The sequence below is a fragment of the Mycoplasma sp. 246B genome (assembly GCF_054353935.1).
Genome location: NZ_JBTHHM010000002.1, coordinates 78,721 through 90,457 on the forward strand (window position 1 = coordinate 78,721; position 11,737 = coordinate 90,457).

Sequence of the window (11,737 nt, forward strand, 5' to 3'; positions counted from 1 at the left end):
ATGTTTTTAATCTGGGATATCACACCCATTAAATGGTTCAAAATCAAAATAAATCTTCTTTAATGCTTGTTTTTTATCAGTATCCTTTAATATATCAAATTCTTCTACTAGCACTAACAAATCTTTTGTTGAACCATCAACATAAGCAAGTCTAAAAATCTGTTTTGCTTGCTCTAGAATGTTTTCTGCTTGTGAATTTGCTTGATACTCAAAGGTAGCATCGAGTTCAAACAACTCTTTTATCTTTACGAATGCTTGTTCTCTTGTGAGATTTTTACCAATATAATTAAAGTCTTTCAAATAATAAAACATATAAAAAATGAAACGATATAACGGTTTTGAAAAACCTGCATTTGAACGGTAATTATTTCAAGTTACTTCGTGATAAACTGGATTATTTTTATCAACTTCGATAGCAAACACTTTTAAAAAAGCATTGTATACTGAAACAACATCCACAGAGCGGATTCGGATGACATCAATGTCATCTAAAATATCTTGATATGTATACATTATTCTCCTTTTTGCAGCTCAAACATCATATCTCGCAACTGAATAGCACGCTCATAATCTTGTTGCTTTGCTGCTGCTTCCATTTGTTTTCTTAATTCTTTAATCACATCATCTTTTTTAGCAAATTGATTTTCTTTGGTTTGTTTTTTCTTTCTTAAAATTAAATCTATTGCTCCTTGCATCCCGTCAGCATAAATAGAAGGTGGTATTGCTTTTGTGATTGTTTTAGGAGTTATATTATGAATTTTATTATATTCAAGTTGTTTTTGTCTTTTTAACTTGTTGTCATCCAAAGTAATTTGGATTGCTTCGGTAATATTATCCGTATATAAAACAGCCTGTCCACTTGCATTCCGTGATGCACGTCCGATAATTTGGATTAATGATGAGGCAGTTCGCATAAAACCTTGTGCACCAGCATCTAAAATTAAAACTTTTGATACTTCTGGAATATCAATTCCTTCACGTAGTAAGTTAATTCCGATTAAAACCTCGATTTGTCCGATACGTAATTTACGAATCAGTTCGTTTCGTTCAAAGGTATTGAATTCCGAATGAATATATGCCGCCTTTATACCAAGTGAAATAAGATATTCCGTAATCTTTTCTGAACTTTCTTTAGTAATAGTAATTACAACAGTTTTACCACCACTTTGTCGTTGCTGAATAATAGTATCATGAATGTCCTGAATTTGGTTTACGGTGGATTTAATCACCACCTCTGGGTCAGTTAAACCTGTTGGTCTAATAAACATCTTAGTTACATTATTTTGTGCCTTATTTAGCTCGTATTCAGCAGGAGTTGCTGAAATATAGATTTTAAAAAAATCAAAATTATTTTCAGTTTCTTCAAACTTCAAAGGGCGATTTTCTAATGCAGATGGAAGTCTAAAACCATAATCTACCAAGGTTTGCTTTCGCGAATGATCCCCTTTATACATTGCATTAAGTTGTGGAATAGACATATGCGATTCATCGATGAAAACCAACGATTCAGGGGGGAAATAATCTAAAAGTGTGTATGGTCGCTCACCAAAAGTTCTACCATCTAAATACATTGAATAATTTTCTATCCCTTTGCACATCTTAAATTCAGATAACTCATCTAAATCATTGCTAATTCTTTGATTCAGTCTTTGCGCTTCCAGCAGTTTGTTTTCTTTATAAAAGTCAGCAAGCCGTTGATGTAATTCAGAACGGATTTTAGGGATAATTTGATCATATATGCTATCATCGGTTGCATAAGCATCTCCGGGAACTAGCACAAAGATTTTCTTTTTTTCAATTACATGTTTATTTAAAGCATGAATAATAGCTATTTCTTCAATAATGTCATCAAAAAAACTAACTCGCACAGCAACTTCTTCATTATCTGATGGTCTGATGATAACTTCATCACCTTTAACAGAAAATTCACCAGGCTTTGCTTCAACATCGTTTCGGTTGTATAAAATTTTAATAAGTTTATAAATAAAATCTTTTTTGCTTATTTGCAATCCTACATAGAAACGATAAAAAGATTCGCGGTATACATCTGGATTTAATGCACCATAAATCGCACTAACTGATGCTACTACAATTACATCTTTGCGAGTAATCAATGAGTTTATTGAACTCAATCGCATTACTTCAATTTGCTCATTTGTACGCGAATCTTTTTCTATATAAGTATCTGTATTAGGTTTGTAAGCTTCAGGTCTAAAGTAATCAAAATATGATATATAGTATTCAACAGCATTATCAGGAAAGAAGTTTTTTAATTCAGAATAAAGTTGACTAGCTAAGGTTTTATTGTGCGATAAAACTAAAACAGGTTTATCAAACTCTTTAATCACATTTGCTATTGTAAAGGTTTTTCCAGAACCAGTGACACCGTGAAGCACTTGATGTTTATGGTGCTTATTTATGCCGTTCACAAGAAATGATATAGCCTGTGGTTGATCACCAGATGGTTGATACTGTGCATTTAATTTGAAGATACTCATATGATTTTATTATATCACATTTGCTAAAAACTATAATTAGCATAGAAAAAATGCATAAAAATGCACTTTTTTGCTATTCTTGCTCACTTGTATATCTTTCAACTTCATAAGCACAATCATCAATCACTGATTCAACTTGATCAAAACTATCAATAATGCAACCAGCGGCGCGTTCATGACCACCACCGCCTCATTTTAAGGCTACATTACGAACTATTGGACCATTTGAGCGAAATTCAACACGCACCCTACCATCTTCTTCTTCTAAAAATTGCACTCAAATCGGAAACCCTTTGATATTCGCAATCGAATTTACACGCAATGAACCTTGAGAAGTTTTTCCATATTTTTTTGTGGTAAGCAAGTCATTTTGAATGTATGCTACCCCTTCGCGAGTTTTTAAAGTAGACATCAATCAGGCATTAAATTTTAAGTCTTCCAAGGTTGTTTGAGATAAATTCTTATGAATAAAATCTGCATCTAATCCTGCTTGATATAAATGTGCAACTAAATTAAAAGTCCTTGCACAAGTGTTATTATATAAAAAGCGTCCTGAATCGGTATAAATCCCTAAATATAAATAATTAGCAGCCTTTGGTGTTATTTTTCAATTGCTTTCAACTGCTAATTCAGTTACCATTTCATCAGCGGCTACATATGTTGAATCAACCCATCTAATAGCATTTTCCGCTAAATCATCTTCATTAGGATGGTGATCTATCCTAATAACTTGAGCAAACAAGTTTTTATCTAAAACATCACTAAATTCAATTCTCTCTTTGAAATTAGCATCCACAACAATCCCAAGTGATTTTGCCAAGATTTCATCATTAGGGATCAAATCGTGTTCAAAATTCATAAACTTAAAAGCATCTTGATGGTCACCAATTGCATAAACCATCTTATGTGGGAAGTTATCTTGAATTAACTCTTTTAGTGCAAATTGTGAACCTAGACAATCTCCATCGGGACGAATGTGATGAAAAATAACTATATTATCATATTTTTCAATTGCATTTTTAATATCTGTTAAATTACCTACTCGCATTTTTCCTCTCAATCACTTATGCTTTGATTCAAGTCCTTTAAAACATCATTAACTTGGTTTCAGTTTTCTAATGTAATTCCTGCTGCATTATCGTGTCCACCACCATTATATTTGTTTGCAACAACATTTACTAACGGTCCACTTGAACGTAATCTACCACGTATTCTACCATCTTCAAGTTGGATAAATAAAGCTCAACATAAATTATTTTCAATATTTGCTAACTCATTGACATATAATGCTGCCTGTAAGGAATTGATTTCAAATTCATTTAAAAAATCTTGTTTGATTTCATAATATAAAACTCTGTTTGATTGTTTGAATTCTGAAAGAATTTTACCAATTATTTTTATATCTTTTAAACTTCTCTTACTTAGTTGTCTCAAAATGTTTTGTGGATGGAACCCATTTTGCATTAAAAATGCTACAAGTTGATATGTTCGCTGCGATGTGTCAGGAAATAAAAAGCGTCCTGAATCTGTATTAATACCTAAATAAATATGTTCTGATGCACTCTTTGATACTTTTCAACCTGCATCATAAGCTAATTGCGCAATCATCTCAGCAGCCGCTACATAATGCTCATCAATTCAATTATATTCATAATCAATATCTGCTTCATTTGGATGATGATCAATTCTTAATCTTGCAGTAGTTAATTTTTGATATAAAAGTTCAGCACACTGAATCCGATCTCCACTTGATGCATCAACAACTATTGCTAATGAATTGTTAAAATCGATGTCTTCAATTTTATCAAAATCATAGCTCATAAAATCAAAAACGCCTACATTATCACCTACCGTATAAACTTTTTTATTTGGAAAGTTTGTTTTAATAAGTTCTTTTAAACCAAATTGAGAACCTAAACAGTCACCATCAGGACGAATATGGTGAAAAATAATTATATTTTCATATTTATTAATTGCATCAATTGCTACTTTTGAATTACCTATCTTCATATAACTCCTTACTGTGCTTTTTTATGTAATTATTTATTTTCTTCATCATCTGTTTTTTAAATTCATTAGTATTATATCCATCATTAAATATATTTAATAATTTCTTATAAATTTGTTCATTCGATAGATTATTTAAGTTGTTTTTAAATTTATTTAATTCGGTGTTATTAAAAACATCTGAATTTTGCATATTTAAAATCAAGTTATTAATTTTATCATTTATATCCTGTTTTAAAAGCATTAAATCACTCATAGTTATATAATACACATCTGAAAATGTAGTTAAAAAGTTAAAATAATTTTTTATTTTTAGAAAATCTGATTCATCCAAAATCGGTTCAAATGATAATGTTTTAAAAAACGATGTATCAATTGCCTGGAATATTTGTCTCATATCATCAAAAAATGGTCCAAAATATGCTATAAGTCCTTTTTGAACTTTTAACAGTTTTTCTCAATTTGACTGTATATTAGTCAAATTAGATTTTTCTTTAACATTTTGACTAATCAATTGCTGATATTTTTGCAATCTTTTATCAAGGTGATTATTAGAATTTACATCCTTTGCTAAATTATAAAATAAATTCTTTTTTCCTTGGTCTGCAAGTGCGATAAAACTTTGGAATTGATTATAAAAAATATATATATCAGAATTAATATCTCTTGGAAAATATTGTGAATTTATATATATAAAATGATTATACAATAATCCTTGTGATAATAAATTAAAATCCCCAAGATATAAAAAATCATTGGTTGTGTCTTTTAAAGAACGAAAACGATTCTCGTTTTCTCCGTGTATAAACTTATATTTTTCTAAAAAAGTTAATGAAGCAATACCTTGGTTTGAATCATTTATTTTCTCTAGTGGGATTATAGATAATTCGTTCTTTAAAAGATTAAATAATTTATGTTTTGCCTGTATCGATGCTGCAAATTTTGTTAAATCTTTTGCTGCAACTTCTCCGCTTCCTTGTCTTAATTGCTCAAATGTTTGCTTAAAAGAATTATCAAAATAGGCAACTAAGGCAAGTAAATATTTATATCTCGGATTATTTTCTTTTCTTGTATTAAGATAAAAATTATGAAAATCCTTTAGTTCAGATTCCGTGCTAATCGAACTACATGAAACAGCAGTCAAAAAAATTGATGGGAGTGAAAATCATAAAAGCAGTTTAAATTTCTTTTTAAACATATATATTAATTCTATCATTTTTTGGTTTTTTTAATTAAGAATTTGTCTAAATTAACAAACTAGAATATGAATACTTCTAGTACTTATATCTTATTAACTGTGAAATTTATATAACTTCTGCTAAATTTTCCTTTTTGTTATTTCATTATTAATTATACTTTGATAAGCTTTGATATATATTTATATATGTCATTCCAACATAATACATAACAAGTTATTATCTAAAGTGACTATTTTCGCTTATTTTTTAATAACAAAAGAAAGAAAAAAATATATAATTGTAAAGCTATATGATTATAAAAATTAGGGGGATTTATGGATAAAAAAGATAAATTTGTGCAATTTAGGCAAGAAGAAATTGCATACGCAATAGCAAAAGCAAAACAGAAACAACAAAAACAAATCTATAAAGAACAACAAAAACAACTCCCTTGAATTAAACGTGATTTAACAAAAAACTTATTTATCTCATTTTTAGTTTTAATTTTGATTATTGGTTTATTATTAATAGCATTCTTTATCGGTAAAACCTTATAGGAAGTTATCTTGGATGATGCAATTTTAGTATTATTAATAATTATTTTAATTTTATTAACTGTAATTATAATAATAATTTTATGACCTACCATACACACATTTTTTAGTTTAAAATTAAAAAAGAATAAATATGATAAACTCGGTAAAAGTAGTCAAATCCGTTTAATCAATCAGTTGCGAGAAACAGTTGAATATTTATCAAAACATAAAATAGGTGCATTAATTACCATTGAGAACACAGAAAATATTGATAATTTGAGAACTGATGGTGTTGTTTTAGATGCAAATATTTCTAGTTCTCTGCTTATTTCAATTTTTAACAAAGAATCTCCTTTACATGATGGGGCAGTAGTAATACGTGAAAATCGGATATTTTATGCTGCTACATTTTATAAAATTACAAGTAAATCAGTAAGTGCAGATTACGGTTCGCGTCATCGTGCTGCAATTGGTATTTCTGAACAATCTGATGCAGTTACAATTGTTGTTTCTGAAGAAAATGGTTCGATAAGGATTTTGAAACGTAGTAGCATTGAAGTAATCAAAATGAATGAATTTCAAGAACAATTGATTAAGTATCTTAAGGAGTAATTATGGAAAACAACACAGTTGAAATTACCCTTGCGACTCTTATTGGTAAACTTCGAATTTTAACAAAAGAGAAAAGTGTTAAGAAAATTCGTGATCTTGAAGAAGATACACCACATGCTGACTTTGCCAAAGCGGTTGAATCACTTCCTGATGAACATCAAATTTATATTTTGCGTATTTTAAAAACTGAAGAAGCTGCTGAGGTTTTTTCATACTTAGATGATGATGTAAAAATTAAACTTGTTAATTTATTTACTGATGACTTAGGACAAAAAGTTTTACAAGAAATCGAAACTGATGAATTAGCAGACATTTTAGAAGAATTACCAGCAAATTTAACTCGCAAAATTCTTTCACAGACACCTAAGGAAAAAAGAGAAAAAATTAATCAAATTCTTTCTTTCAATGATGATCAAGTCGGAAGTTACATGAGCGTGGATATTTCAATCCTTAAATCCAATTGAACTTGTAAAAAAGCGATTGCTAAAATTAAAAGAGATTATAATCAAAATATTTTAATGGGTTATAATTTTTACATAACTGATCCACATGGTTTTTTATTAGGTGATGTAACATTAGAAGAACTTGTTTTTTCCGATGAAGATGTCTTGCTTGAAGATATATATAATGCTGTTGCAAGTGTTAAACCTACTGATGATAAAGAATTTGCAGCACAGGTTTTTTCAAACCATGATAAAGCAACTTTACCAGTTGTAACGAGTGATAACCGACTTATCGGGATGATCACTTCCGATGATGTTATTGATATTATTCAAGATGAAGCAACTGAGGATATTTATAAAATGGCTGGTATTAATGCTGATGCAGCAGAAGAAAGTTATTTAAAAACATCAATTTTGAAAATTATCAAATCCCGTGTTTTATGACTTATTATCCTTATGCTATCTGCAACTGCATCACAATTTATTATTCAAGAATTTACAAATCTTTCTGAAAATGTCATAAAAGGACTTGGTATTACAGTATCAACAGCGATTATAGTTTCACTTATTCCTATTATCTCAGGTGCCGCCGGAAATGCCGGTTCACAATCGTCAACAACAATTACCAGAGCTGCTGCATTAGGTGACTTTACTAAAAAAGAATATCGAAAGGTAATTTTCAAAGAACTTAATGTAGGTTTGATAATTGGTGCAATAATGTTTACGGTAAATGTTATGCGTCTATATGTTTATTATGGTATTTACAGTGCTTCACCAAAATTTAAAGATGAAATTGGTGACTGAGCAACATTATCATTTATCATTATTGCTAGTTCTTTATCTTTATGATTTGTAGTAATTTTTGCTAAGTTTTTAGGAACTACTATTCCACTTTTAGCGATACGCTTCAAAAAAGATCCTGCTGTTATGTCAGCACCTATTTTAACCACTCTTTCTGATGCTTTATCAACCTTGGTTTTCTTTGGACTGAATTTATTTGTTTTATGATTTGCCTGAAAAGTTGGTATCATATCATCAAAATCACACAACGAACATCATAGCAAAGAATTATTAGACATCGGCATCCTGATAATTCAAAATATGAATATTTATACACCTATTAACTTACCAAATCTAGGAGTTTAATTATGGATAATACAGTAGATATTGAAAAATTAAAGTTATTAGCAGAACACTATAACGAAATTAATGATGAATTAAAAGAAATAAAAAAGGAGATGAATCAACTTGTATCTGGTACTCAAGTTGCTATTCACGAAAGACTTTCTGATGGTGGATTCGTAATATATGAAAAACCTGAAAACAAAGAAGTGATTAGTAAAAACTTAATAAATGCAATGCTTATCGATATAATTATGCGCTTAAGTAAAGGTGAGCTAGAGAAAGCTCCAAACATTGAAGAATTGAAAACTCAAATCGCTTTAGGTTGTCGACTTGAAAAAACATTTAAATGAAGATTACAAATTAAAAGAAAATAAGGAGATATATGAATATTATTAGGTTTGAAGAAACCCCGACTGCAAACCAAGGCTCAGTTTCAACTAATACCACTGCTTCTCCGTTTGGTGGTAGTGGGATTATTATTTGAGTTATTTTTGGTGTAGTTATTCTTGCACTAATAGGTTATTTTGTTTATCAATCAATTAAAACTAAGGTTGAAAACAAAAGAACAAAGGCTGCTGCTGCTGAATATGAACGAAATTCGAAGTTATATTGGTATGAGACTACTGTTAAGTTAAATAAATTGATTGATTTAAATCACCAAACACATGAAAATTTTGTTGTAAGTATTGGTGAATACAAAATGTCACATATCAATATGGCTACAAAAAGCCTTCTTAATGATATCTTAGATGAATATGAATTTAAAAATTTTATTATTCAAAATCCTAAATTTCAAAAAGAAGTGCAAGAAATACAGATGCTAAGAGATTTAAATTCTAATCTTTGAGAAAAGAAATTTGGTATTCTGCTTGCTGACTTTAAAAAATATGTACCAGAAGCACAAAAAATAGCAACGGAAGCTGCACGATCAAATGTAGATGATTTAAAAACACCTGAACAAATCGAATCTGCTTTTGAAGAAAAATATAAAGAAAGATTATTAGAAAAACGTAATGCAATGAATTAAATCATTAAATGTTCCTAATAAACTTACTTTAATAAGAATTATTTTAGTTATACCAATTATTATCCTTATCAGTATTAATGCAACGATTTTCTTTGCAAATAAAGATATTTTAAATCAAACTAATTCACTATTAGCTATTATATATTTAATTTTTAACATCCTTATTTTTATTATCTTTATCACTGCGATGATTACTGATTATTATGATGGTAAAATAGCACGCAAAAACCGTATTATTACTGCTTTTGGTAAGTTATGAGATCCTCTAGCTGATAAAATAATGACAACTTCTGTTTTAATTTATCTTTCTGTTATTTCTTATACGCCAATTTGGTCAACAGTATTATTCATATTACGTGACATAATTGTTGATGGATGTCGTGCGTTATTGATAAAAAATAATCAGGAAATTTCAGCAAACTTTTGAGGTAAACTAAAGACTTTATTAATGAGTTTTGCTATACCTATATTACTTTTATTTGTAATTATTATGCAATTTATACCTAATATTTCATATTATCATAGTTATTTATATTACTGAATTTATATAATAAACATTCCTTTATTTATAGCACAATTATTCTCGTTATTTTCTGGATATATTTATATAAAATTAGCAACAAAATTTTTCTTTTAAGACAAAAAGTTGGTGTTACCAACTTTTTATGTAAATAAATCTAAATCATAATAAATTGCATATAATATTTTGCTTCAATATAACAAACCAATTAGTTCTCCAAATGCTTCTTCATCGTTATTAGCTATTTCTATCTCAACAGATTTAGAATCATCAATATATGAAATAAAATAGTTATTAAAAGAATTAAGACTGGTATTTTTAAAGGCATGTAAGGTAAAATTAGAAAGATTTGATAATAAATCATCAAAATCAATATTCGAAGATAATTGATAATCAAAATATTTACGTTTAAATACAAAATAAAATAAAGTTTTTGGTAAACCGTTTGATAAAATAGATTGACCTATGCTAGAAATATCCCGAGAAAAAACACAACTATCATTAAAAACTTTTTTTCTTACTGTAAGCATATTAAAATGGTAAGCAAACACCTTTGATAAATTTTCTAAAAAATCATCATAACCAACAAAGATATTTAATGAAATATCTTTTTTTGTGTTGTTTGCTTTATAAAAATTAACTAAATGTAAAAACAAACCTAGTGCTTTGTTAAAATATGAATCGTTTGCATAAATGCTTTCAGAAATGTTTTTATACCCGTGAATTAATTTATTTAAATTTACTCCTTGTGTAGCTAATAATACTAAATATAACTCTGAGAAAAAAGAAAATTGGTTATGAACTGATGATGAGACAAACAATATATTAGAATCAGGGATATTATATTTTGCTAAATTAGCAAACCATTCTTTTTTACCAATAAAATAAATAAGTTTTTGCACAAAAAATTCACTTGCATGCTGGCTAAATTTTGATAGAACTAATTCAACCAGCCACTTACTTTTTAATTTATTGATGTTATCAAATACATCTAAAAACATTATTCCTGTATGTTTTATATCACAGTGATGAAAATATGCATAAATCTTAGATTCAATGTTAACTTTTGTATCTTCGTTATTAATAAAAATTAATTTTATCTTTACATCAGAATAAAAATCATATTTACCAAAAATAAATTCAAGTGCTGATTGAAGCATCAATTGTGTCTGTTTTGATGCTATTACTAGCAAATATTTAATATTATTTTTATATAATAAATTACAAAAATTAATAATATTATTAAATCCTTTAACACTATAATTTATTGCTATATCATCAAATCCTAGGTGTTGTGAACCTTTAAAATTTAAACTTTTAAGTTTACTGATAATATTAGTGTTAAAAATGTATAATTCTTTTTGTAGATATTTTGCTTTGTATAAAGTATTTATTTTAACCTTTGACATCTTTATTTACATCCTGGTTGTTTTCTCGTTTTGCAAATTCCTTGATGCGTATGTTCATATAATTAATTAAGTTTTTAAAACCTTTTGAAGTTTCTTTTAATCAATAATTTCCATATGTTCTTAATTCATTAGGATGATTTTTTTTATAACTTCCATATCCATAGTTTTTGTTTATATTAAAATATAAACAGACAAAATTTACGATATCTCCTATTTTGAATATATCGTAAATTTTGCAAGGTTTATAATCGCTAATATCTTCGCGATAAATAAAAAACTTAGTAGAATCCTTGGTTTGCAATGAAACATATTGTGGACCTACTTTAAACACTTTTGCTATAACAATATCACCGACCTTGTATTTCATTATATAATTATATCT

13 protein-coding genes are annotated in these 11,737 nt (G+C 28.1%); 6 read left to right on the forward strand and 7 right to left on the reverse strand.

The window, feature by feature from the left end; all coding sequences use genetic code 4:
• Positions 1-6: 6 nt before the first annotated feature.
• The 5 genes from ACXYRR_RS01395 to ACXYRR_RS01415 all read right to left on the reverse strand — a co-directional run bounded on the left by ACXYRR_RS01395 (position 7) and on the right by ACXYRR_RS01415 (position 5,703).
• The gene (locus ACXYRR_RS01395; RefSeq protein ID WP_458597442.1) at positions 7-513 is read right to left on the reverse strand and encodes a hypothetical protein; all 507 of its coding nucleotides are present in this window, start codon (positions 511-513) and stop codon (positions 7-9) included.
• Positions 513-2,498 carry an excinuclease ABC subunit UvrB gene (gene uvrB, locus ACXYRR_RS01400; RefSeq protein WP_458597444.1) on the reverse strand — a complete coding sequence of 662 codons (1,986 nt, stop codon included), beginning with the start codon at positions 2,496-2,498 and terminating at the stop codon, positions 513-515. Before uvrB ends, ACXYRR_RS01395 begins: the two co-directional genes overlap by 1 nt.
• Before the next feature lie 73 nt (positions 2,499-2,571).
• Positions 2,572-3,546 (reverse strand): DHH family phosphoesterase, encoded by a 975-nt coding sequence (locus ACXYRR_RS01405; protein ID WP_435128423.1) that lies wholly within the window; start codon positions 3,544-3,546, stop codon positions 2,572-2,574.
• Complete coding sequence (locus ACXYRR_RS01410) at positions 3,537-4,508, reverse strand: DHH family phosphoesterase (RefSeq protein WP_458597445.1); 972 nt, start codon at positions 4,506-4,508, stop codon at positions 3,537-3,539. Before ACXYRR_RS01410 ends, ACXYRR_RS01405 begins: the two co-directional genes overlap by 10 nt.
• Positions 4,495-5,703, reverse strand: a complete 1,209-nt coding sequence (locus ACXYRR_RS01415) for a hypothetical protein (protein ID WP_458597447.1) — start codon at positions 5,701-5,703, stop codon at positions 4,495-4,497. The genes ACXYRR_RS01410 and ACXYRR_RS01415 overlap by 14 nt, the downstream gene beginning before the upstream one ends.
• Positions 5,704-6,018: 315 nt before the next feature.
• On the opposite strand from ACXYRR_RS01415, the gene ACXYRR_RS01420 reads away from it, so the two are divergent.
• From ACXYRR_RS01420 to pgsA, 6 genes are read left to right on the forward strand one after another with little or no spacing between them, the layout of a single operon-like run.
• On the forward strand, positions 6,019-6,240 hold the full coding sequence (locus ACXYRR_RS01420) for a hypothetical protein (protein ID WP_458597448.1): 222 nt from the start codon (positions 6,019-6,021) through the stop codon (positions 6,238-6,240).
• 9 nt (positions 6,241-6,249) lie between these two features.
• Positions 6,250-6,831 carry a diadenylate cyclase gene (locus ACXYRR_RS01425; RefSeq protein ID WP_458597450.1) on the forward strand — a complete coding sequence of 194 codons (582 nt, stop codon included), beginning with the start codon at positions 6,250-6,252 and terminating at the stop codon, positions 6,829-6,831.
• A gap of 2 nt (positions 6,832-6,833) precedes the next feature.
• Positions 6,834-8,420: a magnesium transporter gene (gene mgtE, locus ACXYRR_RS01430; protein ID WP_458597453.1), complete on the forward strand. Its 1,587-nt coding sequence runs from the start codon at positions 6,834-6,836 to the stop codon at positions 8,418-8,420.
• Between the two features lie 2 nt (positions 8,421-8,422).
• Positions 8,423-8,773, forward strand: coding sequence for a hypothetical protein (locus ACXYRR_RS01435; RefSeq protein WP_458597455.1), 351 nt, complete (start codon positions 8,423-8,425; stop codon positions 8,771-8,773).
• 8 nt (positions 8,774-8,781) lie between these two features.
• Positions 8,782-9,426 carry an MHJ_0274 family protein gene (locus ACXYRR_RS01440; RefSeq protein WP_458597457.1) on the forward strand — a complete coding sequence of 215 codons (645 nt, stop codon included), beginning with the start codon at positions 8,782-8,784 and terminating at the stop codon, positions 9,424-9,426.
• Complete coding sequence (gene pgsA, locus ACXYRR_RS01445; RefSeq protein ID WP_458597459.1) at positions 9,413-10,063, forward strand: CDP-diacylglycerol--glycerol-3-phosphate 3-phosphatidyltransferase; 651 nt, start codon at positions 9,413-9,415, stop codon at positions 10,061-10,063. The genes ACXYRR_RS01440 and pgsA overlap by 14 nt, the downstream gene beginning before the upstream one ends.
• Before the next feature lie 26 nt (positions 10,064-10,089).
• Here the strand turns inward: pgsA and ACXYRR_RS01450 are convergent, their stop codons facing one another.
• On the reverse strand, positions 10,090-11,355 hold the full coding sequence (locus tag ACXYRR_RS01450; protein ID WP_458597461.1) for a hypothetical protein: 1,266 nt from the start codon (positions 11,353-11,355) through the stop codon (positions 10,090-10,092).
• Positions 11,342-11,722: a S1 domain-containing protein gene (locus tag ACXYRR_RS01455; RefSeq protein WP_435128452.1), complete on the reverse strand. Its 381-nt coding sequence runs from the start codon at positions 11,720-11,722 to the stop codon at positions 11,342-11,344. Before ACXYRR_RS01455 ends, ACXYRR_RS01450 begins: the two co-directional genes overlap by 14 nt.
• Positions 11,723-11,737: the final 15 nt, after the last annotated feature.